Consider the following 24,666-nt stretch of genomic DNA (forward strand, 5'->3'; position numbering starts at 1 on the left):
TTTCCGCGCGGAAAATGGCCATCCTGGGCCTTCAGACCCGGATATTTGCTGTCTTATATAAGATTCGTCGCCATCGGATACACAAACAGCGGCAGGACAGTCTAAAATACGTGGTGGGCAAGCACGGCGTCACCGCCGGCACACTAGCCGTCCAAAGCAAGGCTAACCGTCCTGTGTTTGGAATGAAGAAAGTTAACCACCAGGCATCACCGCATACAAGGGAATGAACATGGCAACACAAAAATCCAAAATCATCTACACGCTGACTGACGAGGCGCCGCTGCTCGCGACGTATTCCCTGCTGCCAATTATCAAAAAATTCACCGCGCCGGCTGGCGTGGACGTGGTCTCCAGCGATATTTCGGTGGCGGCCCGTGTACTGGCTGAATTTCCCGAATTCCTGACGGACGCGCAAAAAGTCCCGAACACCCTGGCTGAACTGGGCAAGCTGACCCAACTGTCCGACACCAACATTATCAAACTGCCGAACATCAGCGCCTCGCAAGGCCAGCTGATCGCCTGCGTGCGCGAATTGCAAGGCCGTGGCTACAAGCTGCCGGACTATCCGGAAGACGCGAAGACGGACGAAGAAAAAGCCCTGAAAGCGCGCTACGGCAAGTGCATCGGCAGCTCGGTCAATCCGGTCCTGCGTGAAGGCAATTCCGACCGCCGCGCACCGAAGGCCGTCAAAGAGTACGCACGCAAGCACCCGCATTCGATGGGCGAGTGGAGCCAGGCTTCGCAAACCCACGTTTCGCACATGCATCATGGCGACTTCTACCATGGCGAAAAATCGCTGACCCTGGAAAAGGCCCGCGACGTCAAGATGGAACTGGTCACAGCGTCGGGCAAGACCATCGTGCTGAAACCGAAGGTTTCCCTGCAAGCGGGCGAAATCATCGACAGCATGTTCATGAGCAAGAAAGCGCTGCTGGAGTTCTACGAGAAGGAAATCGACGACGCCTTCAAGACGGGCGTGATGTTCTCGCTGCACGTCAAGGCCACCATGATGAAAGTGTCGCACCCGATCGTCTTCGGCCACTGCGTGCGCATTTTCTACAAGGACGCGTTTGCCAAGCACGCCGAACTGTTCGACAAACTGGGCGTCAATGTCAACAACGGCATGAGCAACCTGTACGACAAGATCGAAACCCTGCCAGCGTCGCAAAAGGATGAAATCCTGAAAGACCTGCACGCTTGCCACGCCAACCGTCCTGAACTGGCCATGGTCGATTCGGCCAAGGGCATCACCAACTTCCACTCGCCGAACGACATCATCGTCGACGCGTCGATGCCAGCCATGATCCGTATCGGCGGCAAGATGTGGGGTGCCGATGGCCGTCCGAAAGACGTCAAGGCAGTCATGCCGGAATCGACGTTCGCGCGCATCTACCAGGAAATGATCGGCTTCTGCAAATGGCATGGCAACTTCGATCCGAAGACCATGGGCACCGTGCCGAACGTGGGCCTGATGGCACAGCAAGCGGAAGAATACGGTTCGCACGACAAGACGTTTGAAGTGCCGGAAGGCGGCATCGCCAACATCACCGACCTGGAAACGGGCGAAGTGCTGCTGACGCAAACGGTGGAAGAGGGCGACATCTGGCGCATGTGCCAGGTCAAGGACGCGCCGATCCGCGACTGGGTCAAGCTGGCCGTCACGCGCGCGCGCAACTCGGGCATGCCTGCCGTGTTCTGGCTCGATTCCTACCGTCCGCACGAGAACGAAGTCATCAAGAAGGTACAGGTTTACCTGAAGGATCACGACACCAAGGGCCTGGATATCCAGATCATGTCGCAGACGCGCGCCATGCGCTACACCCTGGAACGCGCGTTCCGCGGCCTGGACACCATCTCCGTGACCGGCAACATCCTGCGCGATTACCTGACCGACCTGTTCCCGATCCTGGAACTGGGCACGTCCGCCAAGATGCTGTCGATCGTGCCGCTGATGGCCGGTGGCGGCATGTACGAAACGGGCGCTGGCGGTTCTGCACCGAAGCACGTCAAGCAGCTGGTGGAAGAAAACCATCTGCGCTGGGATTCGCTGGGCGAGTTCCTGGCCCTGGCCGTGTCGCTGGAAGACATGGGCATCAAGACGGGCAATGCGAAGGCCAAAATCCTCGCGAAAACCCTGGACGAAGCGACGGGCAAGCTGCTGGACAACAACAAGTCGCCATCGCCACGCACCGGCGAGCTGGACAACCGCGGCAGCCATTTCTACCTGGCCATGTACTGGGCGCAAGCTCTGGCGGCACAGAAGGATGACGCGGAACTGGCGGCCCACTTTGCGCCAGTGGCCAAGGCCCTGGCCGACAACGAAGAAAAGATCGTTGCCGAGCTGAAAGCGGTACAAGGCAAGGAAATGGATATCGGCGGCTACTACCTGCCAGATCCAGCGAAGACGGAAGCAGTCATGCGTCCGAGCGCCAGCCTGAATGCCGTGTTGGACAGCATCTAAGGCAGTCCTGACAGGCAGTCAGTTCCTGACTGCTGCCTGATAAAAAAAACGCCGCCGGAAGCGATTCCGGCGGCGTTTTTCATTTGCGTTCAGTCTTACTTGTAGTGCTTGTAGACCTCGGTGCTGCCATTGTTTTTGACCAGCAGGACGTCATACGCATCCTTGCGCGGTCCTTCCATGCCTGGCGAGCCCATGGGCATTGCCGGCACGGCCAGGCCCTTGGCCTTGGGTTTGTCGCGCAGCAGCTGCTTGATGTCGCTGGCCGGTACATGGCCTTCGATGGCGTAACCGTTGACGAGACCCGTGTGGCAGGACCCGAGCGCATCGGGAATGCCGGCCAGCTTGCGGTATTGCGCCGGCATTTCCACGTTTTTCGCGCGCACCGTAAAGCCGTTCGCTTCCAGGTGCTTGATCCATTCGCTACAGCAGCCGCACGAGGCGCTCTTGTAGACTTCAATGACGGGCAGGGCCGCCATGGCGAACGTGGGCAGGCCCAGCATGGCGGCGAAGGCGCCGCGCAGTAAGAGATGTTTGATCATGGTGATGCTTTCATACAAATAATGTCTGTCGTGGCCGCCTTGGCGGCCTGTTTTTTGAGGGGGAGTTGCGCGCGCGCAGAGGACCAGCTGCGCTGGCTGCGCTCAGGCAGAAAACTGTCTCGGGGGCCGGCGTGGGCCGTCGGGAATGAATCCCGCCCGCAAGGGGGTGTTTGTGGCAGTGACTTGTTGCGTGCCGGTGCAGGCGGCGGGCGGCAGGGCGAGGCAGGGCGGCATCAGTGCGCCCAGGCAAAACCCCGAACAGGCGCCGCAGGCGGGCGGCTTGGCAGGGGCCTTGCCATCTTCCGGCGTGCCGTCGCTGTCCGCGATGGCGGATGGCAGCGTACCGTGATGCCGGCAAGCCGCGGCCATGGCGGCGGCAGGCGATGCAAGTACGGGGGCGGGCGGCGCGCACAGCTGCATGGTGCCCGCAGCGGCCGCCTGCAGCGGCACTGCCGCGATCAGCAGCAGGATCAACCATGTTTTGAAGAGTCTTAGCATCGCCGGAAAGTATAGCATAGGGGCAATTTCCTCCGGGTACGGCCACCCGCTAGCGCGACGCCGCGGCGAGCACCTTCGATGCATACATGGCCCGGTCCGCATGGCGCAGCAGCAGCTGCATGGTATCGCCATCTTCCGGATAGTGGGCCACGCCGATGCTGACGGCGATCTGCAGCTGGTGTCCGTTGCCCAGGTGCAGCGGCGCGGCCAGGGCCGCGTGGATCTTTTGTTCGATCAGGCTGACGTCCACGGGAGTGGCCGTGCTTTCCAGAAGCACGACGAATTCATCGCCGCCCATCCTGGCCAGGGTGTCGGTTTCGCGCATGCAATCCCGCAGGCGGCTGGCCACCGTCTGCAGCAGCAGGTCGCCACAGGCATGGCCGTGGTCGTCGTTGACGCGCTTGAAGTTGTCGAGGTCCAGGAACAGCAGCGACAACCGGCCTTCCTGGCGGTGCGCGCGCGCGAACGCCGTGTGCAGGCGGTCGTGGAACAGGCGGCGGTTCGGCAGGCGGGTCAGTTCGTCGTGCATGGCCATGAACTGCATCTGCGTCTGCAGTTGCTGGCGCTCGATGGCGGTGGCCAGCTGTTTGGCGACGAATTGCAGCAGATCCTGGTCTTGCTCCGTGCCGATGACGGCATTCTGGTCGCCCTGCAAGGCCAGCACGCCGATGCTGCCCAGCGAGGAATACAGCGGCACGGCGAGCCAGCACGAGGACAGGCCGCAGGCAGCCGTTTGCAGCGCCAGGGGCAGGCCAGCCAGCTGTCCCGCCTGCAGCAGCAGGGGGCGGCCGCTGCGCAGCACTTCGTCGCACAGCAGGCTGGCCAGCGATGACGTGGGCTGGGGCGTGCTGTCGTCCGCATGGCAGGTCATGGGCGCTTGCGCGCCGTGCTCGCCATGTAGCAGCAAGGTCAGGCTGCGCGTGGGCAAGTGTTCGCCGATGATGTGCTGGATGCGGTGCAGCAGGGCGGGCAAGTCCTGCGTCGCCTGCATGGCTTCGGAGATGGCGTACAGCGCCGCCTGCTTTGCCTGCGCCTGTTTCAGCAGGGTGATGTCGCGCGCCACGGCCACGCGCAGCTGGTCGGCCGCGGACCAGCGGGCGGACCACATGATGTGCGCCAGACTGCCATCCTTGCGCAGGTAGCGGTTTTCAAAGTGCGTCTGCGCATGGCCATCCATGATGGCGCGCGCGGCGGCCAGGGTGCGCGCGCGGTCGGCGGGGGCAACCATGTCGAGCATGAGCTTGCCGATCATTTCCTGCTGCGTGTAGCCGAAGATGCGTTCGCAGGCCGTGCTGACGAACACAAAACGCCCGTCCACGTCGACCATGCACACGGCATCGAGCAACAAGTCGGTAAAGCTGGACAGCGGGGCGCGCAGAATCTTGTGTTCCATACTGGCATTTTAATGGACATTCCCGGCAGTGATTCAACTTGTTGGGGGTAGGCGAGGTGGGCGGCATGAAAATGTTTCATTTCCCCGACGCTCATGCTTTGCCGTTTATTGCCGTTAATGCAGTATTGCCATGCAGTACTTGCCACCACCTTGGAAAAGGTGACGCAAGATTTGCCTGGCGCCAGGTAATTGCGAAAAATCCAACCATATCGATATTTTATGATGCCCCTACCCGCCACTTGCAAGGTTACAGCGCCATGACCTCCATTTCTCCACTGTCCAGCTGGAACAGCGCCCCGTCGCGCACATCCTCCGCCACGCCGAACCGCGCGGACGCCGCGTCGCCGTCGCCCGTGTCCACACCATCGTCCATCGTTGCTTTCAGTCCCGAGAGCGTGAACGGCAGCAGCGGGGCAGCGCTGCCGAAACCGCCGATGGTGTGGGAAAGCGCCTCGCGCGACAAGGTGAGCGAGGCGATGACGAAAAGTTTTTCCTCGTATGCGTTCGGCGGCCGCTTCAGCGGCCTGGGCGCGGCCATGCTGGGACAGGCCAAGCTGGGAAACTACAATTTCTCGCAGGCGATGCGGCAACCGCCGCCCAGTACCACGCCCAATGTCTACGGGGCGGCCGGCATCGCGCCGGGCAGCCTGCATGGCAATGGCGAAGACAATGTTTCCCTCAGCATCACCACTAGGAGCGGCGTGGAAGTCAAGCTGTCGCTCGACAGCCAGGGCGACGGCCTGGCCGTGCGGATGACGACGAGCGGTGAGCTCAGCGACGCTGAAACGCGCGCGCTGGGCGAGCTGGCGAAGGGCTTCCAGGACGCCATCGACGGCATGGGCCAAAGCACGCCGAAAATCAAGCTGGAAGGCCTGATGCAGTTCGACCAGCAGGTGCTGGAGTCGGTGAAGCTGCATGCGGAAGTCAAAGTGCGCGGCGAGCCGGAAAGCGTGCAGACGCTGGACTTCCAGGCCGATGGCGCGCAGCGCAAGGTCGCCTTCAGCGGCGCGGCCGGTTCGCTGGACCTGAAGGTCGACGCCAGCGCGCTCAATACCCTGGGCAGCAAGGAGCGGCAGGCGAAGGCCTTGGGCAGCTACATGAAGCAGTTCGACCAGGCTGCCTCGCGCGGCCATGGCGACGCCGGCCTGATGGCCATGCTGAAGGACAGCTTTACCGCCTTGCACAGCAATACCTCCGCGCCGCAAACCGAGACAGCCATGCCGGAAACGGGCAAGTGGCGCCTGGCGGCCGAGGACAAGTCCATCCTGACAGGGCTGGCGGACTTCAGCGCCTCCGTGTCGCAGGCCGTCAAGTTCAGCAATCCCATGCGGGGTACGGAAAAGGATGGCTTCAACTATGAAGTGTCGCAGAAGACGGCGCAGACCGGTGCCAGCCAGGACGCGCGCTCGATCCGCCAACAGCAGCAATCAAAGCTGAGCGCCAGCTTCCACCAGTCGCTGGTGGCCGGCGTGCCGCTGCGCCTGACGGACAACACGGAATCGCAGAACTATACCTACCACCAGATCGAGGATACGGCCAGCAGCGATGCGCAGGTCACGTACAAGGACGGCAAGCTGGTGCAGGCGAGCCTGCGGCAGGAAGCCAACCAGTCCACGCAGGTCAAGAAGTACTTCCTGGGCAAGCTGGAATCGGACAAGACCACGCCGGGCAATTATTCCGTGCTGCGCGACCTGCTGCCCGTGCTGGGATCGTACAAGTCGGGCGACAAGGACGCGACGTCCGAAGCGCGCATCGAGCAGCGCAAGCAGGCGCTGCTGGCCCTGAACGACGACGTGCTGCTGCAGTCGTATCCGGGCCAGACGATCAGCCTGTGGCAGGCCGATGTGCTGCCAGGGGAGGCGGTCAGTTAATTACCCGCGGCCTGATATCAAAAAAGCCCGTCTTCCTGCGAAGACGGGCTTTTTGTTTGATGCAGAGCAAACAGCTTATGCCTTGGCCTTGTTTTGTTTGATCCAGTAGCCGAGGCCCAGCGCAGCGAGCCACACGGGAATCAGGTAGACGGAGATGCGCAGGCCCGGCGTCAGGTACATGATCACCAGGATGCCGGCCAGGAAGACCAGGCACAGGTAGTTGGTGAACGGGTAGCCCAGGCTCTGGAACAAGGTCGTCTTGCCCTCGGCCTTCTTCTGTGCGCGGAAGCGCAGGTGGATCCAGCTGATCATGGCCCAGTTGATGATCAGCGCCGACACCACGAGTCCCATCAGCACTTCGAAGGCTTCGCCCGGCATGAAGTAATTGACCACCACGCAGGCGCCCGTGGCCAGGGCCGACACGCCCAGGGCCACCAGCGGCACGCCGCGGCGGTTCAGGTGCAGCAGCGCGCGCGGCGCATTGCCTTGCTTGGCCAGGCCGAACAGCATGCGCGTGTTGCAGTACACGCCGCTGTTGTAGACGGACAGGGCGGCCGTCAGCACCACCACGTTCAGGGCCGTGGCCACCAGGTTGCTGTCGAGCGCATGGAAGATCAGCACGAACGGGCTGCCGCCGGTGACGACGTTCTGCCACGGATACAGCGACAGCAGGATGCCCAGCGCGCCGATGTAAAAGATCAGGATGCGGTAGATGGCCTGGTTGGTGGCGCGCGGGATCGTCGTGCTCGGGTCATCCGCCTCGGCCGCCGTGATGCCCACCAGTTCCAGGCCGCCGAACGAAAACATGATGACGGCCATGGCCATCACCAGTCCCTGCCAGCCATTCGGGAAGAAGCCGCCGTGCTGCCACAGGTTGGCCACGGAGGCTTGCGGGCCCGCGTCGCCGGAGGCCAGCAGGTATGCGCCGAAGACGATCATGCCGATGATGGCGACCACCTTGATGATGGCGAACCAGAATTCCATTTCGCCGAAGGCTTTGACATTCAGCAAGCTGATGGCGTTGATGGCGCAAAAGAAGACGAGGGCCGAGACCCAGGTGGGCACGCCGGGCCACCAGTACTGCACGTAGATGCCGACGGCCGTCAGTTCGGCCATGCTGACGAGCACATACAGGACCCAGTAATTCCAGCCCGACAGGAAGCCGGGCAGGTGGCCGCAGTATTTGTCGGCAAAATAGCTGAAGGAGCCGGCGACGGGTTCGTCGACCACCATCTCGCCCAACTGGCGCATGATCATAAAGGCGATGACGCCGGCGATGCCATAGCCCAGCAGCACGGAGGGGCCGGCCATCTTGATGGTTTGCGCGATGCCCAGAAACAGGCCGGTGCCGATGGCGCCGCCCAGGGCGATGAGCTGGATGTGGCGGCTTTTCAGGCCGCGCTTGAGCTCTTGTGGTTCGGTATTCCCGACTGCCGTCATATGTTTTGTCCTGTTTTTACGGGGCTGAGGTCGCTGATTCTAAAGCATGGGCGCGCAAATCAGGAGCGAAATGCATGTTGCACTGCGGGGGCGCAAGAAAAGCACGGTATCTTCGCTGAACGGCGTGCAAAACCCCTGCCGTCCGCGGCGCCTGCTTGGTATGATGGCGGCAAATTTCAAGGAGAACGTATGAATGTTGCGCAGCGCAGCCGCTTGCAGGGCATCAGCCTGGGCTTTTTGGCCGGCTATGTCGATACCCTGGGCTTTGTCGCCCTGTTTGGCCTGTTCACGGCCCATGTGACGGGCAACTTCGTGCTGATCGGCGCGGCGCTGGCCAACGCCACGCATGCCTCGATCGCCCTCAAGCTGCTGGCGTTTCCCGCGTTTATCGTGGGCGTGGCGGCGGCGCGGCTGCTCAGCGTGGCGGCCGAACGCCGCGGCGGACCGGCGCTGCGCCTGACGCTGCTGCTGGAACTGGTGCTGCTGCTCGGTTTCATGGTGTTTGGCGTGCTGGCCGAACCGCTGGGGCCCGAGCCGGGCGCGCTGGCCATGGCGGCCGGCCTGTTCGGCGCGGCGGCCATGGGCGCGCACAGCGCCATCAGCCGGCTGCTGCTGGCCCACCTGGCGCCCACGTCCATGATGACGGGCAATGTCACGCAAGTGGTGATCGATACGGTCGACGTGCTGCGCGGCGCGGCCGACGGCGCCACGCGCGAACGCTGCGTCAAATTCTTCTGGCCCCTGCTGGGCTTTGCCGTGGGCGCCATCCTGGCCGCCTTTGCCTACCTGGCCGTGGGCTTCGCCGCGCTGGCCGTGCCGCTGGTGATCCTGCTGGCGCTGATCGCGCTGGAACCGGCGCGCCTGTCGGCCTAGTCCTGCGCCGGCTGACGTGCCGCGACGATGGCCGGTTCGTACACGGCCAGAAATTCCGCCGGCAAGCGGCGCGCGCGTCCGCTGCTCAATTCGATGCAGATCAATTCCCAGCGTCCGCGCACGACGGTGGCGCCGTCGCTGTCGCGGATCAGCTGGAAGCGCCGTTCCATGCTCGAGCGGCCGTCGCTGGCGCACAGCCAGGTGGCCAGGGTCAGCGCTTCGCCGGCCCGCGTGGGCAGCAGGTAGTCGTACTCGCCGCGGCGTATCGCCATGGCCCGGTCCAGGCGCCGGTAATCGTCCAGATCCAGTCCCAGGGTGGCCGAATGGTGCCAGCCGATATGCTCGCACCAGCGCACGTAGACGGCGTTGTTGGTGTGCTGCAAGCCATCGATGTCGGCCTCTTCGGGCGTGACGGGCAGGGTGTAGGCGTGCGGATAATCCCAGTTCAAGTGCGGTCCTTTCGATGCGGTGGCTGCCGATTGTACGTTCTTGCGGCGTTTCCTGCCTCCCGCGCACGCGGAGAAAAACGCTGTTTTTTGCATTGATGTATGATGCATCATAATTTATCGATTCTCAAGCCACCCATGAACCCATCCCTGGACAGCCTGGTGCACCTCAACCTGGGCAAGTCCGTGTACGCGACGCTGCGCGATGCGCTGGCGGCCGGACGCTTCCAGCCGAACGACCGGCTGCGCATCCGCGAGCTGGCGCTGCAGCTGGGCACCAGCGTGACCCCCGTGCGCGACGCCATGCTGCAGCTGGTGCAGGAAGAGGCGCTCGTGCTGCGCTCGCCGCGCGACTTCCGCGTGCCCGTGCTGAGCGTGGCGCGCTACCTGGAAATCCGCGCGCTGCGCCTGGAACTGGAAGGGCTGGGCGCGTTTGAAGCGGCGCAGCGCATCGACGACGCCACCCTGGCCGACCTGGAGCGCCTGCTGCAGGCGAACGAAGACGCCATCGCGCGGCACGACCTGGCGGCGGCCCTGCAATGCAACCAGGCGTTTCACCTGGGCCTGGCGCAGGCGGCCGGCATGCCGACCCTGAAGCGCTTCGTCGACCACTTGTGGATGCAGACGGCGCCCCTGATCGCCGCCGGCTACGCCAGCTTTTCGCCCGACATGCGGGTGGGCCACCACCATGCCATCCTCGTCGCTCTGCGCCAGCGCGACGGCGCGGCCGCGCGGCGCGCCATCGAGCAGGACATTCTCGACGGCGGGACGCAGATGCTGGCCTACGTGATGCGCCAGGAGCGCCTGCACGGCGCGGGTGGCGCGGAACAACATGCAGAACAGGACAAGGAAGAATATGACAAACACTGAACACGCGACCGAATTAAAAACCGCCATCGTCACGGGGGCCAGCCGCGGCATCGGCCATGCCGTGGCGGAACGCTTCCGCAGCCTGGGCTGGAGGGTCATCACCGTGTCGCGCAGCCCGATTCCGGGCGGCTGCCCGCGCAGCCAGGAGCACAACACGCATGTGTGCATGGATTTGTCGGACCTGAGCCAGATCGGCCAGATGGTCGATACCCTGCGCCCCATGCTGGGCGACTCCAAACTGCATGCGCTGGTGAACAATGCGGGCGTGTCGCCGAAGGGGCCGGGCGGTTCGCGCGTCAATTCGCTGACGACGGACATGCAGACCTGGCAGGAAATGTACAACACGAATTTCTTTGCGCCGCTGGCGCTGACGCGCGGCTTCGCGCAGGAATTGTCGAACGCGCACGGCTCCGTGGTGAACCTGTGCTCGATCGCCGGCTACCGCGTGCACCCGTTCGCCGGTTCCGCCTACGCCAGTTCGAAGGCGGCACTGGCCTCGCTGACGCGCGAAATGGCCAACGACATGGCGCCGCTGAACGTGCGCGTGAACGCCATCGCGCCGGGCGAAATCGACACGGCCATCCTGTCGCCCGGCACCTCGCACATCGTCGACACGCAAATCCCGCTGCGCCGCCTGGGCACGACGGCCGAAGTGGCCGACCTGGTGGAATTCCTGTGCAGCGAGCGCGCCTCGTACATCACGGGCGCGGAAATTCCCATCGATGGCGGCCAGCGCATTTGATTGAAAAGGAAGATCGCATGACTCGACATATCGGTATCGTCGGCTGCTCGGCCGAAGGTGCGGCCCTGTGCTACCGCACGATTTGCGAAGAGGGCGCGCATGCGCTGGGCGCGTATGAACATCCGGAAGTGACGCTGCACACGCCGCCGCTGGCGCGCTATGTGGAGTGCCTGGACGCGGGCGACCTGGCCGGTGTGGCCGAACTGATGCTGGCGTCGGCGCGCAAGCTGGCCGCCGCCGGCGCCGACTTCCTGATCTGCCCCGACAACACCATCCACCAGGCATTCGAGCTGATGGCGCCCCGTTCGCCGCTGCCCTGGCTGCATATCGCGGACGTCGTGGCCAGCGAGGCGGCCGCCCGCGCTTACCAACGCGTCGGCCTGACGGGCACGCGCTGGCTGGTCGACAGCGCCGTGTATCCGGACAGGCTGGCCGCGCGCGGCATCGCCTGCGTGCGGCCCGGCGAGGACGAACGCAGCGAGATCAACCGCATCATCATGGAGGAGCTGGTGCCGGGGATCGTCAAACAGGACAGCGTGGCGCGCTTCCAGGCCATCATCGCCGGCCTGCGCGAGCAGGGCTGCGACGCCGTCATCCTCGGCTGCACGGAAATCCCGCTGATCATCAGCGACGCCAATTCGCCGCTGCCGACTCTCGATTCCACGCGCTTGCTGGCGCGCGCCGCCCTGCGCCAGGCGCTGGCCGCCTGATTATTTGTCGAGTTGAGTATCGAGCTGCGCCTGCAGCGCGGCCACCACCAGCGCGTGGTCGTCCGCCTGGGCCAGACCGGACACGGTGACCGTGCCGACCAGTCCCACGCCCCGTATCAGCAGGGGAAAGGCGCCGCCATGGCCCGCGTACTCGATGTCGTCGAGGTATTTCACGTCTTCGAAGGTGCTGCCGCGGCTCTTATACGAAATGCCCATGTAGTAGGAACTGCGGCAAAAGCGCTGCACCGTGTTGTTCTTGCGGCGTATCCAGTCCGCCTGGTCCGCCGTGGCGCCCGTCATGGCGTGATGGAACAGGACGTGGCCGTTGCGCGTGATGTTGACGGTGACGGCCTTGCCCCGCTTGCGCACTTCCTCGACGATCCACAGGCCCACGGCCAGCGCCGCGTCGTTGTCGAAGCGTTCGAATTGCAGGGATTCTTCCTGTTGCGCCAGGGTTTGCAGCAAATCGGCGTAATGATCCATCGTGGCAGTCGGTGGTAGTGGCTGGAAGCGCTACTGTAGCGCACCCTGGGGCCGGCGCGCGCGCTTTTTCTGCGCGGCGGCTAAAATAGGCGGCATGAACCTGTCCCTGTTTGCCGATGACGATTACGCCCCGCTGGGGCCGGCGCCGCTGGCGCCCGGCGCGACGGCATCGGTGCTGCTGCGCGGTTTTGCCCTGCCATATCTGGACGAGATGCTGCCGGCGCTGGACGCCATCGTGCTGGCGGCGCCCCTGCGCCACATGGCCACGCCGGGCGGCTTGCGCATGTCCGTTGCCATGAGCAATTGCGGCGCGCTGGGTTGGGTCACGGACGCGCGCGGCTACCGCTATGCGGGCCTCGATCCCGTCAGCGGTCAGCCCTGGCCGCCCATGCCGCCGGTGTTCCTGCGCCTGGCGCAGGAGGTGGCGCTGGCGGCCGGCTATCCCGGTTTCACGCCCGACGCCTGCCTCGTCAACCGCTACGCGCCCGGTGCGCGCATGGCCCTGCACCAGGACCGCGACGAATGCGATTTCACGGCGCCCATCGTGTCCGTCTCGCTGGGCCTGCCCGCCACTTTTCTATTCGGCGGGGCGCAGCGGGCCGACAAGGCGGCGCGCATCGCGCTGCTGCACGGCGACGTGGTGGCGTGGGGCGGCGCCGACCGCCTGCGCTTCCACGGCGTGGCGCCCCTGAAGGAGGGCGAGCATGCGCTGCTGGGCGCGCAGCGCATCAATCTGACGTTTCGCAAGGCTGCCTGAGCTGGCGCCAGGCCGTTCCCCGCTTGAGTAGATAGTGCGCATGCACGTAGCGCCACGGAATGGCCAGGTAGACCAGCACCACGAACGCACATTCGAACGCCGTTGCCGCGGTGGCGGGATCGAGCTGGCCGTTCAGCCACTGGGGCAGCGGCACGAGCAGCAGCCAGAGGGTCTTCCACAGCGCTTCCCACAGCAGCACGGGCAGCATCTGCAGCGGATACCGCAGGCCCAGCAGGCATAGCAGCGAGAACGCGGCCAGCATGCAGTTCACCGTGCCACGCGCCAGTTCCCACGGCTGGTGCGGCGTGACGATGCCGGGCCACAGTACGCTCCCGAGACCCAGCACGACCAGCAGATACATGGCGCGCAGCGCATACAGGCGGGCGGTCGAGACGGTATTCATGGTGGACATGGTGCGTTCTCCTGCTTGTGGGGGGATGGCGAAAGGGGCTTACTCGACTTCCTTGAGGATTTTCTCCAGGCCGTCCAGGCGCGCCTGGATCTGCGCCGTGGCAGCGCTCAGCGCGGCCAGCGCCGCTGCCGTTGCCGCCTGCGAGGCAGCCATGGACCGGGCCAGTTCCTGGTAGGCGCCGTCCTGCGCCAGCCGGGCGCGCGCCTGCACGATGCCGGACGCATATTTGAAGGCGAAGATGATGACGGCGGCCGTGCAAGGGAAGAAGAAGGCGGCGAAAAAGATGTTTTCAGACATGATGACCTCTACAGTTCAGGATGGATCCGGGTTGGGAGTGAGCGTAGACGCGGCCGCGGCGATGCTGGCCGGCGTCAGCAGCAATTCGAAGGGACTGGCTTCGAAGTAATTGAGGGCCTTGCCGTCGTGCGACAGCTCCAGCTGGCTGGTGACCAGGCCCGCGTGTTCCAGCTTTTGCAAGTGCAGATGCAGCAGGGGACGGCTGATGCCCAGGTCGCGCGCCAGCTGGCTGATGTAGTTGCGCCCGCCGCTGGCCAGCGCCGCGATGATGCGCAGCCGGTGCGGATTGTCGAGCGCCGCCAGCATGGCCAGCAAGCGGTCGCCAGTGGGGGAGGTATGTGTATCTGTCATGTGTCAACATTATCTGACATGTGACAGGTCGTCAAGCGAAATTGCGATGCCGGTTTAATGCAAGGCACTTGCAAATGTGGTGATTTTTCTCCATGATATGCAACTTGTTTGCATATGGAGTGTCCAGCATGAAGCGCGATCCCCTTTCCTTATCCCTGCCCGATGTGGCGGCCGGTCCCCATCTGGGCAATCCCTTGCCGCTCGAGTGGGTGGGCATGCAGGGCATCGCCTTGCCGCTGTGGCTGGAAGAGGGCGGGCAGGCCCAGCAAGTGCATGCCTGGGCCGACGTGCAGGTCGATTTGCCCGACCCGCACATCAGGGGCATCCACATGTCGCGCCTGTATTTGCTGCTCGATGCGTTTGCCGCCGCCCAGCCGCTCGACGCGGGCGCGCTGGCCGCCGTGCTGCGGCGCATGGTGGACAGCCACGCCGATTGCGGCAGCACGCAGGCGCGCCTGGCGCTGGCTTTTCCCCTGCTGCGGCGCCAGCCGGCGTTGTTGACGGCAGGGCTGGCCGGCTGGAAATCCTATCCCGTGCGCCTGCAGGCCAGCTGCTCGCCGCAGGGGTTCGCCCTGTCGCTGACGGTGGAGGTCGGCTATTCGTCGACCTGTCCGTGCTCGGCGGCGCTGGCGCGGCAACTGCTGGCCGACGCCTTTGCGGCGCAGTTCGGCACTGGCCCCATCGACGGCGCCGCCGCCCGCCAGTGGCTGCAGGAACACGCGAGCCTGGCCACGCCGCACAGCCAGCGCAGCACGGCGACGGTCACCGTGCCATTGACGGAGCAGGCGGAGCTGGACCTGTTTCCCCTGATCGACCGGGTCGAGGCCGCGCTGGCGACGCCGCTGCAGACGGCCGTGAAACGGGCCGACGAACAGGCGTTCGCGCGCTTGAATGGTGCTAACCTGATGTACGTGGAAGACGCGGCCCGCCGCGTGCAGGCGGCGCTGGCGCCGCTTGGGCCGCATTATGGGCAGGCGTGTGTTACCGTGCGGCATATGGAAAGCTTGCATCCGCACGATGCCGTGGCGCAGGCGGGCAAGCTTGCCTGAACTTTTCAGTCAACCAGGGTGGAGGACGACAGCATGCCGGAGAAAATCGCGCACGAGCCTGACGAAGGCGACGTGGAAGAGGAGCTGGAGCGCGAACGGCGCGAACATGCGCTGATCGACGAGGAAAAGCTGGGAATGGACGAGCTGGAAGAGGAGCATTTGAAGCGGGAACGCCCGCCGGGCGGGCCGGCAGGGCGCTAGCCTGCGACGGGCGCGTTTCAGCGCTGGCATCGCGCCGCGCCGCCCGGTACAATTTCGCTTTTTCCTACTCTCCCCCAACCCCGGAGGCCCATGAAATATCGCGCATTCTTCCAGTTCCTCGCCGGCTTGGCGGGCGCCACGCTGGCCGCCTCGCATGTCCAGGCTGCCACCATCTGCACCGCTATGGCCGACGCCAAAACGGGCGCCGTCCTGCTGCAAGAGGGTAATTGCATCGACCGCGTCACTCCCGCATCCACGTTCAAGATCGCGCTCAGCCTGATGGGCTACGACGCGGGCTTCCTCAAGGATGAGCACAAGCCGCTCTTGCCCTACCGCCAGGGTTATGTGGACTGGGGCGGCGAAGCGTGGCGCCAGGATACGGACCCGTCGCGCTGGATGCAGTATTCCGTCGTCTGGTATTCGCAGCAGATCACGCAGGCGCTGGGCACCGAGCGTTTCCAGAAGTACACGCGGGCGCTCGGCTACGGCAACGCCGATGTGTCGGGCGACAAGGGCAAGGACAATAGCCTGGAGCGCTCGTGGATCAGTTCTTCGCTGAAGATATCGCCGCTGGAACAGCTGGGCTTTTTGCGCAAGCTGGTCAATTACCAGCTGCCCGTGACGAAACAGGCGATGCAGGAAACGCAGCGCCTGACGCGCCTGGCCGATGTGGGCGGCTGGCAAGTGCATGGCAAGACGGGCGCGGCCTTCCCGCGCAAGGCGGACGGCAGCTTTGACGAAGCGCATGGCTATGGCTGGTTCGTGGGCTGGGCCAGCAAGGGGGAAAAGTCGATCGTCTTCGCGCGCCTGGTGCAGGACGAACAGAAGGGCCAGCAGTCGGCGGGCTTGCGCACGCGCGACGCCATGCTGAAGGAATTGCCAGCCCTGCTGGAGCAGGCGCAGAAGTGACGCACTCGGTCGTCACGGCCACCTTCATCGCGACCGAGGGCGACTACCTGGAAGCCGTCATCGACGTGGACGGCCAGCGCCTGCACGTGATGGACGAGTTCGGCGGCGCGCAACTGGCCGTCGGCACGCAAGTGCGGCTCGCACTGTGGCCGCAAGCCAGCGAGCTGGACGATTGGGACGCGATGTTCAAGGCCAATCCCGGCCGGGAAAAAGGCGTATTGCGCCTCGATGGCTGGCGCTACCTGGCGCTGGGCGTCGTGGTCCAGATCGATCCCGTCGTCTGCGACTGCGGCTGGCTGCAAGTGGCCGACCCTTTCCACACGCGCGATGAACGCTGCGTGGGCGCGTACGTTGGCGTCACGCTGGCCCGCCTGGATGCTTGCCTGCCGTAAATTCCAGCCCGCTTTGTTGCCCGCCCTATATACTTGCTGAAACGGATCATCCGGCATCAGACAAGGTTACAAGCATGGCATCAGGCATGGAGCAGTTTCAGGAAAAAGCACGGCAGGCATGGACATGGGCGCGCGCGCAGGCATTGCGCGTGGCGGGTGTGGCGTGGGTGAGGGCGGTGGCGCTGTACCGGCGCGGCCATGCGCACTTGATGACCTTGCCGCCCGTGCGGCGCGCGCTGGTGCTGGGCCTGTGGTCGTTTCTGGCCCTGCTGGCGCTGCTGATCCTGTACATGCTGCTGCTGATCCCCCTGACGCCCAGCATCCACGACTTGCGCCAGGCGCGCGCGGCTGCGCCCAGCACCATGGTCAGCGCGGATGGCAAGGAACTGGCCCGTTTCGACCAGGGCTTGCAGGAACGCGTGACGCTGCAGCAGATTTCGCCGAACGTGATCAGCGCCCTGATCTCGACGGAAGACCACCGTTTCTATGAACATCACGGCGTCGATTTCACCCGCACGGCGGGCGCCATCGTGCATACGGCGGGCGGCAACCCGCAGGGCGGTTCCACCATCACGCAGCAGCTGGCGCGCAATATGTTCCCCGAGGAAATCGGCCGTTCGCGCAGCCTGAACCGCAAGCTGAAGGAGCTGATCACGGCCCTGAAGATCGAGGCCACCTACAGCAAGACGGAAATCCTGGAAGCGTATCTGAATACGGTACCGTTCCTGTACAACACCTACGGCATTGAAATGGCGGCCCGCACCTATTTCGACAAGCCCGCCTCGCGCCTCGATATCCTGGAAAGCGCCACCCTGGTCGGCATGCTCAAGGGCACGAATTACTACAATCCGGTCGGCAATCCCGAACGCTCCCTGCAGCGCCGCAATGTGGTGCTGGGCCAGATGCGCAAGCATGACGTCATCGACGAGGCGCGCTACAGGCAGCTGATCAAGCGTCCGCTGCGCCTGCATTTCGAGCGCCAGAGCGAGCGGGCGCAGTCGGACAGCCATTTCACGGCCTATGTGCGCAAATGGCTGATCGACTGGGCCGACGAGAACGATTACAACCTGGAACTGGACGCGCTGGTGGTGCACACCACGCTCGACTACGATTTGCAGCAGGGGGCCGAGCGCGCCGTCGAGCGCCAGGCAAATGCCTTGCAGGCGATTGCCGACGTGGAATGGAGCCGCGCAGGCGTGCCGTCGTCCACCTCGACGGGCATGTATGCGGGCATGCAGGCCGGCAGCGTGGCGTTCGATTATTTCTGGAAGTCGCATCCGGCCCTGCTGGACGCCTTCGTGCGCGAGTCGGCCGACTACCGCAAGCTGACGGCCGCCGGCAGCACGCCCGAGGCGGCGCTGGCCCAGCTGAAGGGCGACCGCGCCTTCATGGCCGCCCTGCGCAAGTCGAAGACGCGGCTGGAGGCGGGCTTTGCCGCCATGGACCCGGCCACGGGCGCCGTGCGCGCCTGGGTGGGCAGCCGCGACTTTGCGCGCGAACAATTCGACCACGTCTCGCAGGCGGCGCGCCAGCCCGGCTCCACCTTCAAGCCCATCGTGTATGGCGCGGCGCTGGAAAAGGGGCTCAGCCCCGACCACGTGTACCGCGACGCCGTGATGGATATCAAGGCGTCCGACGGCACGATATGGCGCCCGACGGACATGAGCGGCACGACGGGGCGCGACATGACTATGCGCGACGGCCTCGTGTACTCGAAAAACACGATCACGGCGCAGGTGATGCAGGACGTGGGCTTGCCGCCGATCATCAAGCTGGCACGGGCACTGGGCATCCGCGACAGCAAGCTGGAAAAAGTGCCGTCGCTGGCGCTGGGCACCAGTCCCGTCACCTTGCTGGAAATGGTCAACGCCTACGCCAGCATCGCGGCCCAGGGCGAGGCGCGCCTGCCGTTCGTCGTCACGCACATCACTGACCGCGAAGGCAAGATCATCGCCCGCTTCGGCGACGACAAGCCCAGGCGCGCCATGCAGGCCGCATCGGCGGCCACCCTGACGGACATGATGCGGGGCGTGATCGACCGCGGCACGGGCACGGCCATCCGCAGCCGCTTCGGCATCCGCTCCGACGTGGCCGGCAAGAGCGGCACCACGCAAAACAATGCGGACGGCTGGTTCATCCTGATGCACCCGGAACTGGTGGGCGGCGCCTGGGTCGGCTTCAACGATGCGCGCGTCACTATGCGCAGCAATTACTGGGGCCAGGGCGGCCACAACGCCGTGCTGGTGGTGGGCGACTTCTTCAAGACGGCGCTGGACACTGGCAAGCTGTCGCGCGACGCCATCTTCCCCGGCGGCAAGCCGCCGCCACCGCTGCGCCACGTGGAACCCGTCGAGGAACCGCAGGATGAGCCGGTGGAAGAGCCGGGCGACTTGCTGCAGGAGGGCGCACCGGCCGCGCCGCTGGCCATGCCGGCCGAAGCGGCCGATGGACAGGAGTCGCATGGCAAGGCGGTGCCGGAGGCGGCGCCTGCGCCTGTTCCGCAGCCTGCGCCCGTGCCCGTGCCGCAGGGTTAAAAGGACCCAAGGGAGCATTCCATGCTTAAAAAACTGCTGCCGTTGATGCTGTGTTGCGCGCTTGATTCCTCTGCGGAAGAATTGATCCAGGTCGGTTCGCCAACGGGCTATATTGAGCTAGCTCAAGTCGTCGAGAGCTCTTCCCTGGTGGCGCGGGTGACGGTCGTGTCCGCGACGGTGGTGCCGCACGAGGATGCTATGGATGGGAAACTCTGTGGCATTGTCTACCGGGCAAAAGTCGTGCAGGCATTGAAGGGCAGCCAGAACGGTGATGTGCAGTTTTTCCTGCCTGTGGAGACTTCTCCTCTCCAAGCGGGTCTCAAGTACCTGGTGTTCCTGGAACATCGAAGCGAGCGCCAGGCCAGAGACCTCTTTGCGTCCCTGAACGTGGCCTTGCCTTATGCAGAAAGCACGCGTTTGAAGTGTAAATTTCCAGCGGGATATTACGTTTCCCTGCATGCGGCCCCCCTGGCATTTGATGCAGATGCCGGGAGACAATTTGGTGGTGAGTGGCTGAGCCTGGGAAGAGGCGGGGTGCCATCGGGCCTCGTGCTTTGCGAAGTACCTGTAACCAATAGCGCTAACGTGGAAAGCCGGCACCATCGACAAAAAAAATCCGGCGGCGCGGTGGTCAGCTGGATGGAAATGGCCCGCCTGATCAAAAGGGCCGATAGCGTGTTGAGCTTCTTGAACAGGGGACTCGATGCGTGCGGCAAGTAAGCCGTGCCGCCGCCCGTTCCAGTCTCGGATTTAGGGCGTATTGCGCCTCAACCCCGCCTGCCGCACAAACACCTGCAGCGCGGGCATGGTCTGCTCGTGCAGCGCTTGCAGTTCCGCTTCCAGTGCTGGCGTGACGGCCAGGCTGCCATCCGCCTGCCGGCGCACGGGCAGGCCCAGCGCTTGCGCCATTTCTACCGGGTAATTCGTGAAGTTGCCATACGGCCGCTTGCCGTCCACGGACGGGGTGGGCCAATAGCCTTCGGCCAGGTAATCCTCCGCACTGCCCATGCCCAGCATTTCCACCGTCAGCCACGACTGCTGGCGCAGCAGCGTCAGATGCTGTGCCGTCAGGACGAACGGCGCCTTGCCGTGGGCATAGCTGCCCGGCTTCAGGTCGGCCATCTGCACGAAGCGGGGCAGCAGCTGCGCCGCTTCCATCAGGCGCTGCGCGGCCAGTGCCGCATCGCCGCTGGCGATCGCCTGCATGGCCAGTGTCAGGGTGTCGCCCGTGCCCAGCGGGTGGGCCGGATTGAGCATGGGCGCGCCGCTTTCCACGGGCGACCAGCCGATGTCGAAGCGCCGTATCAGCGCCAGGTGGTGCACATTGAGGATTTTCGGCAGGGGCGCGTCGAGGGTAGCCACGATGCGCTGGCGCACGGCGCGGGGCAGGCCGCCGCCGGCCGCGCGCGCCAGCACGGGTGAGCACAGCAGGGCGCCGGCAAGGCGCAGCAGCTGGCGCCGCATGGGCTGGATACGGCCCGGCATCACGGCGTCGTCACGTCCTGGCGCTGGAATTCGATGCGGTTTTCCTGGTAATCCCACTTCGTGTAGGGCCCGAACACGCGCCGGTTTTCCTTGCTGTCGGCATTCGATTGCTCGCGCTTCATGCGCCGCACCAGGGCGGGGTCCGTGAGCGGGGCGGTCGTCGTGCCGAACACTTCGTGCCGCACGCTTTGCTTGGCATCGGCGCCGCGCGAGATGATGGTGAGCTTGCGCGAGGCGGGATCGAAGTACAGGCGCATGGCAAACGTATTCATGTCCTGCAGATACAGGCCGTCGTCGCGCCACTGGGCATAGAAATAGTCGCCGCAGACGGCCTTCGGCTCGCGCTTCCATTCGCAGGCGAGCAGGATCAGCAAATGATGGTCATCGAGCTGCTTGATGGACACACGGGCCTTGGAATAGCCCCAGGTGCTGGGCGGCACGGTCGTCGACGAGAGCAGGTTGTATTCGCCCACGAGCTTGGGCATGGGTGCTTGCGCAAAGGCGCCGGTGCACAGGGCAAGGGCGGCTGCCGCGGCGGCGCCGCGTATCGGGAAAAAGGGTGTCATGATGGCCATAAAGAAAAGTTGCCACATTATAGATGGCAACTTGCCAAGATGGCCGCGCGCTTGAACGCGCTGCCGGCCGTTACTTCAGCTTGCTCAACTCCGCCACGTCGATCTTGACGACCTTGCCGTCCGTGGCGGCCACCAGGGTCAGGAAATGGGGCGTCGCGTAGTGCGCCGTCAGGGCCGCCTCGCCGGTCCATTCTTCCAGCATGATGAAGCGTGTGGGAATCTTGTTGTCGAGGTGCAGCTCGTAGCGCAGGCAGCCGCTTTCGGCACGGCTGGGCGGCACGACGGCTTCCAGGGCGGCGCGCACGGCGTCGATATGGTCGGCTTGGGCATCGATGGTGGCGACGACGGTCAGGGTCATGGTGGTCCTTGTAAAGTGATGGGGCGGATGCAGCTTAGCGCATCCTGGACGTTCATGCCGGCCATGTCCAGTCTGGCTGCGCCGAAACAGTTTCCGCCGCAGCCAGAAAATCCGCCGCCCCTTACGCGGCCTGCAGCGCCCCGATCTGCTCGAACGCGGCCGTCAATGCCTGCGCCCTGGCAGCATCGCTGACCTTGACGCCTTCGGCGCGCACGATATCGATTTGCGTGACGCCGAGGAAGCCGAGGAAGGCGCGCAGATGGCTTTCCTGGTGCTCCAGGCTGGCCATCGGCGTGTCGGCGCCGTAATAGCCGCCGCGCGTCGAGGCGATGATCACGCGCTTGCTACCCAGCAAGCCTTCCGGGCCGTTGGCGCCGTACTGGAAAGTCTTGCCCGGCACGGCCAGCGCGTCCAGCCACGATTTGAGCTGGCTGGGGAGGGCGAAGTTGTACATGGGGGCGCCGACGACGATGACGTCGGCCGCCAGCACCTGCTCCAGCGCGCCGGCCAGCGCTGCGCCGTCGCTGGCACTGGGCGCCGCCGTGAATTGCGGCAACGGCTGGGCCGCCAGGTCGCGGTAGTGGACGGCGGCGCCGGGCGCGGCCGCCTGCAGGCGGGCCACGATGGCGGCGGACAGCTGGCGGCTGATGGAATGCTCGCCGAGGATGCTGGAATCGATGTGCAGGATGTTCATGGGTGCCTTCTTGGGTGGTATGATCGGGTGGTATGTTTTTGTAACCGAGTTAAATATAGTGACTATCAAATGAACGCACAAGAAGGCACTTTTTCCACACTGGGGCACACGGATGTGACTATTGGTGATGCCGCCGCGCAAGGGGCCGAGCTGGAACGGCGCATGCGCGACGAGGGAGGCCATGCGGGCGTGGCCGATTCCTGCCGCCCCATCACGGACATCCTCACGCGCGTGGGCGACAAATGGAGCGTGATGGTGGTGATTTTGCTGGGCAATGGCACCAAGCGCTTCAACGAGATGCGCCGCCTGATCGGCGGCATCTCCCAGCGCATGCTGACCCTGACCCTGCGCGGGCTGGAACGCGACGGCCTCGTGACGCGCACCGTGTTTCCCACTGTGCCGCCGCGCGTCGACTACGCGTTGACGGACCTGGGCCGCTCGCTCCTCGTCCCCATCAGCGCGCTGGGCGCCTGGGCCCATGGCCACCGCGACGCCATCGATGCGGCGCGGCTGGCGTTCGATGCCAAGGCAGGGAACCAGCTCCCCGCGGACGATTAAGCTATGTCGATGATGGCCAGCATGTCACAGCCATCGGCATCCATGCCTGTTTCCACGAAACCCATGCTGGCATAGAATCGCTGCGCGTTGGTATTGCCCGGTTTGTAGCAAATCTTGATGCTGCGCGCATCGGGCCGGGCGCGGATTTCCGCCAGCGCCAGGCCGAGGGCAGCCCTGCCATGGCCTTGTCCCTGGCGCCGGTGGTCGACCATGAAACGCCAGATCTGGTAGTGGCCGGGCGGGTCTTCCTCGTCCGGCGAAACGAACATCAGGAAACCGATCACCTCTTCATCGCAATATACGGCGCGCGTATGCATGGTAGCGGGGTAAAAGCTGGCCTGCGCGATGGAGTAGTCGTTGCTGGCCCGATAATCGCGTTGCTGTGGCAGCAGGGGCAATTCGCTGATGATGTCAAAATTGTCGGCGGTGACGGCGCGCAGGCTGATGGTCATGGTCGAAGGTGATGAAAAGTCGGGTGTGGAAGTATGGGGAAAAGTTGCGCAACTGGCAATACCGTGCCATCGCTCGGCGCAGCCAGCGCTTCGATCATCGTCATGGCAGGGCCTGTGTCTGAACGAATTCCGATGAACTGCCTTGCACGTCGTGCCGGTAGCGCGCCGGCGGCAGTTCGAACTGGGTCTTGAAGAAGCGGGTGAACGCGCTTTGCGAGGAAAAGCCCAGGCGGTCGCCGATTTCCGCCACGCTCATGCTCGTTTCGCGCAGCAGCCGGCGCGATTCGCGGCTCTTGGCGCGCAGTTCCAGCGCGCGGAACGAGGTCTGCTCCTGCTGCAGCTGGCGCTGCAAGGTCCAGCGGTTCATCGCCAGGCCGTCGCACAGGGCCGGCAGCAGCGCGGCGCCGTCGGCGTCCGCCTGCCGGCTCAATAAATCGATGATGGCTTGCTCCACGCGGGCCGAAAACAGCTGCGCCCCCTGCAGCTGCTGCAATTGCCCCTGCGCGTGGCGCAGCGCGTGCGGCGCCAGCATGGCGTTGAACTGGGCAAAAGGCCGGTCCAGCGCCGGCGCGTCAAACGTCAGCGTGTTGCGTCCCTGGCCAAAGGTGGCGGCGGCGCCGAAGCACTCGGCAATGGCGGGCGCGAACCACGGCGCCTTGCCCTGGAAGCCGGCATGGAAGGCGGTGGCCGCGCCATCGTCGTAGGCGCGCGCCACCAGCGACAGCATGCGGAAATTGGCCAGCGCCTGCATGGCGCCGCCCACGGGGCAGAATTCGGACAGGTATTCGATCTCGATGCGCGTGCCGCTTTCGCTCATCAGCATGAAATCGAATTCGCCGATCAAGCCACGCAAATGCAGCAGTTCGTGCAGCGCGCTGCGCAGGGTGGGGCGGTTGAAGCAGACGTGGGCGATGCCGGAAAAATGGGCGAACCAGTGCGTCACGTCGATGTCGAGAATGGCCCGGTGCTGCGGCAGCTGCTGGGCGTAGGCCGTCATGCGGCGGTGCCGCTCGGCGTTGATGCGGCCGCCCGGTTCGTCCAGCTGCGCCGGCGTGATGCCGGTCTGCCGGAAGAAGTCGGCGGGGTCGTGGCCATCGGCCTGCAAGGCGCGCGCGCATTGCTGCGCAATCCGGTTCGAAACCGTGCGCGTGTCGGGTTTGTGCAAGGGTGTCTCCTGCTTGTTGTAGTAATTTTTCACAAATATTAGCACTTTGTAGGAAATTGTTGGTTGTCGTGCCGCCTAACCAAAAATTGTTTTCGCGGGTATAAAACGCGTGCTGCGCGGTCAAGAAACTCACGCATTCTCACGCTATATT

At 64.5% G+C, this 24,666-nt stretch carries 29 protein-coding genes; 14 read left to right on the forward strand and 15 right to left on the reverse strand.

What is annotated here, in order from left to right; genetic code table 11:
* Positions 1 to 229: 229 nt before the first annotated feature.
* Positions 230 to 2,461: an NADP-dependent isocitrate dehydrogenase gene (locus GCN75_RS03770; RefSeq protein WP_152281415.1), complete on the forward strand. Its 2,232-nt coding sequence runs from the start codon at positions 230 to 232 to the stop codon at positions 2,459 to 2,461.
* A gap of 95 nt (positions 2,462 to 2,556) precedes the next feature.
* Here the strand turns inward: GCN75_RS03770 and GCN75_RS03775 are convergent, their stop codons facing one another.
* The 3 genes from GCN75_RS03775 to GCN75_RS03785 form a co-directional block, all read right to left on the reverse strand.
* On the reverse strand, positions 2,557 to 3,000 hold the full coding sequence (locus GCN75_RS03775; RefSeq protein ID WP_152281416.1) for a DUF411 domain-containing protein: 444 nt from the start codon (positions 2,998 to 3,000) through the stop codon (positions 2,557 to 2,559).
* 102 nt (positions 3,001 to 3,102) lie between these two features.
* Positions 3,103 to 3,474, reverse strand: a complete 372-nt coding sequence (locus tag GCN75_RS03780; RefSeq protein WP_152281417.1) for a hypothetical protein — start codon at positions 3,472 to 3,474, stop codon at positions 3,103 to 3,105.
* A 73-nt stretch (positions 3,475 to 3,547) separates the two neighbouring features.
* The gene (locus tag GCN75_RS03785) at positions 3,548 to 4,891 is read right to left on the reverse strand and encodes a sensor domain-containing protein (protein WP_152281418.1); all 1,344 of its coding nucleotides are present in this window, start codon (positions 4,889 to 4,891) and stop codon (positions 3,548 to 3,550) included.
* A 257-nt stretch (positions 4,892 to 5,148) separates the two neighbouring features.
* Here GCN75_RS03785 and GCN75_RS03790 point away from each other — a divergent pair, with 257 nt between their 5' ends.
* A complete protein-coding gene (locus tag GCN75_RS03790) occupies positions 5,149 to 6,762 on the forward strand; it encodes a hypothetical protein (protein WP_152281419.1) in 1,614 nt (537 codons plus the stop codon).
* A 75-nt stretch (positions 6,763 to 6,837) separates the two neighbouring features.
* Here the strand turns inward: GCN75_RS03790 and GCN75_RS03795 are convergent, their stop codons facing one another.
* Complete coding sequence (locus GCN75_RS03795) at positions 6,838 to 8,202, reverse strand: amino acid permease (RefSeq protein ID WP_152281420.1); 1,365 nt, start codon at positions 8,200 to 8,202, stop codon at positions 6,838 to 6,840.
* Positions 8,203 to 8,391: 189 nt separating this feature from the next.
* Here GCN75_RS03795 and GCN75_RS03800 point away from each other — a divergent pair, with 189 nt between their 5' ends.
* The gene (locus tag GCN75_RS03800) at positions 8,392 to 9,075 is read left to right on the forward strand and encodes a YoaK family protein (protein WP_152281421.1); all 684 of its coding nucleotides are present in this window, start codon (positions 8,392 to 8,394) and stop codon (positions 9,073 to 9,075) included.
* Here the strand turns inward: GCN75_RS03800 and GCN75_RS03805 are convergent.
* Positions 9,072 to 9,524, reverse strand: coding sequence for an acyl-CoA thioesterase (locus GCN75_RS03805; protein ID WP_226941064.1), 453 nt, complete (start codon positions 9,522 to 9,524; stop codon positions 9,072 to 9,074). The genes GCN75_RS03800 and GCN75_RS03805 overlap by 4 nt on opposite strands.
* Positions 9,525 to 9,659: 135 nt before the next feature.
* Between GCN75_RS03805 and GCN75_RS03810 the strand changes: the two genes are divergently transcribed.
* The 3 genes from GCN75_RS03810 to GCN75_RS03820 are packed head-to-tail and all read left to right on the forward strand — an operon-like array spanning position 9,660 to position 11,843.
* Positions 9,660 to 10,391: a GntR family transcriptional regulator gene (locus tag GCN75_RS03810; RefSeq protein WP_152281423.1), complete on the forward strand. Its 732-nt coding sequence runs from the start codon at positions 9,660 to 9,662 to the stop codon at positions 10,389 to 10,391.
* Entirely contained in the window at positions 10,378 to 11,133 is a 756-nt protein-coding gene (locus GCN75_RS03815; RefSeq protein WP_152281424.1) for an SDR family NAD(P)-dependent oxidoreductase, read from the forward strand. The genes GCN75_RS03810 and GCN75_RS03815 overlap by 14 nt, the downstream gene beginning before the upstream one ends.
* A 17-nt stretch (positions 11,134 to 11,150) precedes the next feature.
* Positions 11,151 to 11,843 carry an aspartate/glutamate racemase family protein gene (locus GCN75_RS03820; RefSeq protein WP_152281425.1) on the forward strand — a complete coding sequence of 231 codons (693 nt, stop codon included), beginning with the start codon at positions 11,151 to 11,153 and terminating at the stop codon, positions 11,841 to 11,843.
* Here the strand turns inward: GCN75_RS03820 and GCN75_RS03825 are convergent, their stop codons facing one another.
* On the reverse strand, positions 11,844 to 12,326 hold the full coding sequence (locus tag GCN75_RS03825) for a heme-degrading domain-containing protein (protein ID WP_152281426.1): 483 nt from the start codon (positions 12,324 to 12,326) through the stop codon (positions 11,844 to 11,846).
* Between the two features lie 94 nt (positions 12,327 to 12,420).
* On the opposite strand from GCN75_RS03825, the gene alkB reads away from it, so the two are divergent.
* Positions 12,421 to 13,083 (forward strand): DNA oxidative demethylase AlkB, encoded by a 663-nt coding sequence (alkB, locus tag GCN75_RS03830; RefSeq protein WP_152281427.1) that lies wholly within the window; start codon positions 12,421 to 12,423, stop codon positions 13,081 to 13,083.
* Here alkB and GCN75_RS03835 read toward each other — a convergent pair.
* Genes GCN75_RS03835 through GCN75_RS03845 form a run of 3 tightly spaced genes read right to left on the reverse strand, consistent with a single transcriptional unit; the run spans position 13,055 to position 14,143 of the window.
* Positions 13,055 to 13,495 carry a hypothetical protein gene (locus tag GCN75_RS03835; protein WP_152281428.1) on the reverse strand — a complete coding sequence of 147 codons (441 nt, stop codon included), beginning with the start codon at positions 13,493 to 13,495 and terminating at the stop codon, positions 13,055 to 13,057. The two genes, alkB and GCN75_RS03835, sit on opposite strands and share 29 nt — an antisense overlap.
* Positions 13,496 to 13,534: 39 nt before the next feature.
* A complete protein-coding gene (locus tag GCN75_RS03840; protein ID WP_152281429.1) occupies positions 13,535 to 13,792 on the reverse strand; it encodes a hypothetical protein in 258 nt (85 codons plus the stop codon).
* 15 nt (positions 13,793 to 13,807) lie between these two features.
* Positions 13,808 to 14,143, reverse strand: a complete 336-nt coding sequence (locus tag GCN75_RS03845) for an ArsR/SmtB family transcription factor (RefSeq protein ID WP_152281430.1) — start codon at positions 14,141 to 14,143, stop codon at positions 13,808 to 13,810.
* A 128-nt stretch (positions 14,144 to 14,271) separates the two neighbouring features.
* Here GCN75_RS03845 and folE2 point away from each other — a divergent pair, with 128 nt between their 5' ends.
* The 6 genes from folE2 to GCN75_RS03870 all read left to right on the forward strand — a co-directional run bounded on the left by folE2 (position 14,272) and on the right by GCN75_RS03870 (position 19,948).
* Positions 14,272 to 15,192, forward strand: coding sequence for a GTP cyclohydrolase FolE2 (gene folE2 / locus GCN75_RS03850; protein WP_226941066.1), 921 nt, complete (start codon positions 14,272 to 14,274; stop codon positions 15,190 to 15,192).
* A gap of 33 nt (positions 15,193 to 15,225) precedes the next feature.
* Complete coding sequence (locus GCN75_RS29100; RefSeq protein ID WP_193317370.1) at positions 15,226 to 15,393, forward strand: hypothetical protein; 168 nt, start codon at positions 15,226 to 15,228, stop codon at positions 15,391 to 15,393.
* 90 nt (positions 15,394 to 15,483) lie between these two features.
* Positions 15,484 to 16,302, forward strand: a complete 819-nt coding sequence (blaOXA, locus tag GCN75_RS03855) for a class D beta-lactamase (protein WP_152281432.1) — start codon at positions 15,484 to 15,486, stop codon at positions 16,300 to 16,302.
* The gene (locus GCN75_RS03860) at positions 16,299 to 16,694 is read left to right on the forward strand and encodes a hypothetical protein (protein WP_152281433.1); all 396 of its coding nucleotides are present in this window, start codon (positions 16,299 to 16,301) and stop codon (positions 16,692 to 16,694) included. The genes blaOXA and GCN75_RS03860 overlap by 4 nt, the downstream gene beginning before the upstream one ends.
* A gap of 86 nt (positions 16,695 to 16,780) precedes the next feature.
* Positions 16,781 to 19,228: a penicillin-binding protein 1A gene (locus GCN75_RS03865; protein WP_226941067.1), complete on the forward strand. Its 2,448-nt coding sequence runs from the start codon at positions 16,781 to 16,783 to the stop codon at positions 19,226 to 19,228.
* A gap of 21 nt (positions 19,229 to 19,249) precedes the next feature.
* A complete protein-coding gene (locus GCN75_RS03870) occupies positions 19,250 to 19,948 on the forward strand; it encodes a hypothetical protein (RefSeq protein WP_152281435.1) in 699 nt (232 codons plus the stop codon).
* A gap of 30 nt (positions 19,949 to 19,978) precedes the next feature.
* Here the strand turns inward: GCN75_RS03870 and GCN75_RS03875 are convergent, their stop codons facing one another.
* From GCN75_RS03875 to GCN75_RS03890, 4 genes are all read right to left on the reverse strand, one after another.
* Positions 19,979 to 20,713 carry a hypothetical protein gene (locus tag GCN75_RS03875; RefSeq protein WP_152281436.1) on the reverse strand — a complete coding sequence of 245 codons (735 nt, stop codon included), beginning with the start codon at positions 20,711 to 20,713 and terminating at the stop codon, positions 19,979 to 19,981.
* Positions 20,713 to 21,279, reverse strand: a complete 567-nt coding sequence (locus GCN75_RS03880; RefSeq protein ID WP_152281437.1) for a hypothetical protein — start codon at positions 21,277 to 21,279, stop codon at positions 20,713 to 20,715. Before GCN75_RS03880 ends, GCN75_RS03875 begins: the two co-directional genes overlap by 1 nt.
* 79 nt (positions 21,280 to 21,358) lie before the next feature.
* Positions 21,359 to 21,646, reverse strand: a complete 288-nt coding sequence (locus tag GCN75_RS03885) for a putative quinol monooxygenase (RefSeq protein ID WP_152281438.1) — start codon at positions 21,644 to 21,646, stop codon at positions 21,359 to 21,361.
* A gap of 121 nt (positions 21,647 to 21,767) precedes the next feature.
* On the reverse strand, positions 21,768 to 22,340 hold the full coding sequence (locus tag GCN75_RS03890) for an FMN-dependent NADH-azoreductase (protein ID WP_152281439.1): 573 nt from the start codon (positions 22,338 to 22,340) through the stop codon (positions 21,768 to 21,770).
* 162 nt (positions 22,341 to 22,502) lie between these two features.
* Between GCN75_RS03890 and GCN75_RS03895 the strand changes: the two genes are divergently transcribed.
* On the forward strand, positions 22,503 to 22,898 hold the full coding sequence (locus tag GCN75_RS03895) for a winged helix-turn-helix transcriptional regulator (RefSeq protein ID WP_152281517.1): 396 nt from the start codon (positions 22,503 to 22,505) through the stop codon (positions 22,896 to 22,898).
* On the opposite strand, the gene GCN75_RS03900 is transcribed toward GCN75_RS03895, so the two are convergent.
* Both GCN75_RS03900 and GCN75_RS03905 read right to left on the reverse strand, forming a co-directional pair.
* A complete protein-coding gene (locus tag GCN75_RS03900; protein WP_152281440.1) occupies positions 22,895 to 23,350 on the reverse strand; it encodes a GNAT family N-acetyltransferase in 456 nt (151 codons plus the stop codon). The two genes, GCN75_RS03895 and GCN75_RS03900, sit on opposite strands and share 4 nt — an antisense overlap.
* 100 nt (positions 23,351 to 23,450) lie before the next feature.
* On the reverse strand, positions 23,451 to 24,515 hold the full coding sequence (locus GCN75_RS03905) for a helix-turn-helix transcriptional regulator (RefSeq protein WP_152281441.1): 1,065 nt from the start codon (positions 24,513 to 24,515) through the stop codon (positions 23,451 to 23,453).
* Between the last annotated feature and the right edge of the window lie 151 nt (positions 24,516 to 24,666).

Origin of the sequence: Janthinobacterium violaceinigrum (assembly GCF_009208555.1) — a bacterium.
In the GTDB taxonomy this organism is placed as follows: Bacteria; Pseudomonadota; Gammaproteobacteria; order Burkholderiales; family Burkholderiaceae_D; genus Janthinobacterium; species Janthinobacterium violaceinigrum.

What these genes read in the sequence shown, in the direction of transcription:
- GCN75_RS03810 (WP_152281423.1), top strand. Translation starts at nt 9,660, where the DNA reads ATGAACCCATCCCTGGACAGCCTGGTGCACCTCAACCTGGGCAAGTCC.
- GCN75_RS03870 (WP_152281435.1), top strand. Translation starts at nt 19,250, where the DNA reads ATGCTTAAAAAACTGCTGCCGTTGATGCTGTGTTGCGCGCTTGATTCC.
- GCN75_RS03885 (WP_152281438.1), bottom strand. Translation starts at nt 21,646, where the DNA reads ATGACCCTGACCGTCGTCGCCACCATCGATGCCCAAGCCGACCATATC.
- folE2 (WP_226941066.1), top strand. Translation starts at nt 14,272, where the DNA reads ATGAAGCGCGATCCCCTTTCCTTATCCCTGCCCGATGTGGCGGCCGGT.
- GCN75_RS03790 (WP_152281419.1), top strand. Translation starts at nt 5,149, where the DNA reads ATGACCTCCATTTCTCCACTGTCCAGCTGGAACAGCGCCCCGTCGCGC.
- GCN75_RS03875 (WP_152281436.1), bottom strand. Translation starts at nt 20,713, where the DNA reads ATGCCGGGCCGTATCCAGCCCATGCGGCGCCAGCTGCTGCGCCTTGCC.
- GCN75_RS03770 (WP_152281415.1), top strand. Translation starts at nt 230, where the DNA reads ATGGCAACACAAAAATCCAAAATCATCTACACGCTGACTGACGAGGCG.
- GCN75_RS03840 (WP_152281429.1), bottom strand. Translation starts at nt 13,792, where the DNA reads ATGTCTGAAAACATCTTTTTCGCCGCCTTCTTCTTCCCTTGCACGGCC.
- GCN75_RS03835 (WP_152281428.1), bottom strand. Translation starts at nt 13,495, where the DNA reads ATGTCCACCATGAATACCGTCTCGACCGCCCGCCTGTATGCGCTGCGC.
- GCN75_RS03880 (WP_152281437.1), bottom strand. Translation starts at nt 21,279, where the DNA reads ATGACACCCTTTTTCCCGATACGCGGCGCCGCCGCGGCAGCCGCCCTT.
- GCN75_RS03800 (WP_152281421.1), top strand. Translation starts at nt 8,392, where the DNA reads ATGAATGTTGCGCAGCGCAGCCGCTTGCAGGGCATCAGCCTGGGCTTT.
- GCN75_RS03820 (WP_152281425.1), top strand. Translation starts at nt 11,151, where the DNA reads ATGACTCGACATATCGGTATCGTCGGCTGCTCGGCCGAAGGTGCGGCC.
- GCN75_RS03795 (WP_152281420.1), bottom strand. Translation starts at nt 8,202, where the DNA reads ATGACGGCAGTCGGGAATACCGAACCACAAGAGCTCAAGCGCGGCCTG.
- alkB (WP_152281427.1), top strand. Translation starts at nt 12,421, where the DNA reads ATGAACCTGTCCCTGTTTGCCGATGACGATTACGCCCCGCTGGGGCCG.
- GCN75_RS03785 (WP_152281418.1), bottom strand. Translation starts at nt 4,891, where the DNA reads ATGGAACACAAGATTCTGCGCGCCCCGCTGTCCAGCTTTACCGACTTG.
- GCN75_RS29100 (WP_193317370.1), top strand. Translation starts at nt 15,226, where the DNA reads ATGCCGGAGAAAATCGCGCACGAGCCTGACGAAGGCGACGTGGAAGAG.
- GCN75_RS03900 (WP_152281440.1), bottom strand. Translation starts at nt 23,350, where the DNA reads ATGACCATCAGCCTGCGCGCCGTCACCGCCGACAATTTTGACATCATC.
- GCN75_RS03775 (WP_152281416.1), bottom strand. Translation starts at nt 3,000, where the DNA reads ATGATCAAACATCTCTTACTGCGCGGCGCCTTCGCCGCCATGCTGGGC.
- GCN75_RS03815 (WP_152281424.1), top strand. Translation starts at nt 10,378, where the DNA reads ATGACAAACACTGAACACGCGACCGAATTAAAAACCGCCATCGTCACG.
- GCN75_RS03825 (WP_152281426.1), bottom strand. Translation starts at nt 12,326, where the DNA reads ATGGATCATTACGCCGATTTGCTGCAAACCCTGGCGCAACAGGAAGAA.
- GCN75_RS03865 (WP_226941067.1), top strand. Translation starts at nt 16,781, where the DNA reads ATGGAGCAGTTTCAGGAAAAAGCACGGCAGGCATGGACATGGGCGCGC.
- blaOXA (WP_152281432.1), top strand. Translation starts at nt 15,484, where the DNA reads ATGAAATATCGCGCATTCTTCCAGTTCCTCGCCGGCTTGGCGGGCGCC.
- GCN75_RS03895 (WP_152281517.1), top strand. Translation starts at nt 22,503, where the DNA reads ATGCGCGACGAGGGAGGCCATGCGGGCGTGGCCGATTCCTGCCGCCCC.
- GCN75_RS03845 (WP_152281430.1), bottom strand. Translation starts at nt 14,143, where the DNA reads ATGACAGATACACATACCTCCCCCACTGGCGACCGCTTGCTGGCCATG.
- GCN75_RS03890 (WP_152281439.1), bottom strand. Translation starts at nt 22,340, where the DNA reads ATGAACATCCTGCACATCGATTCCAGCATCCTCGGCGAGCATTCCATC.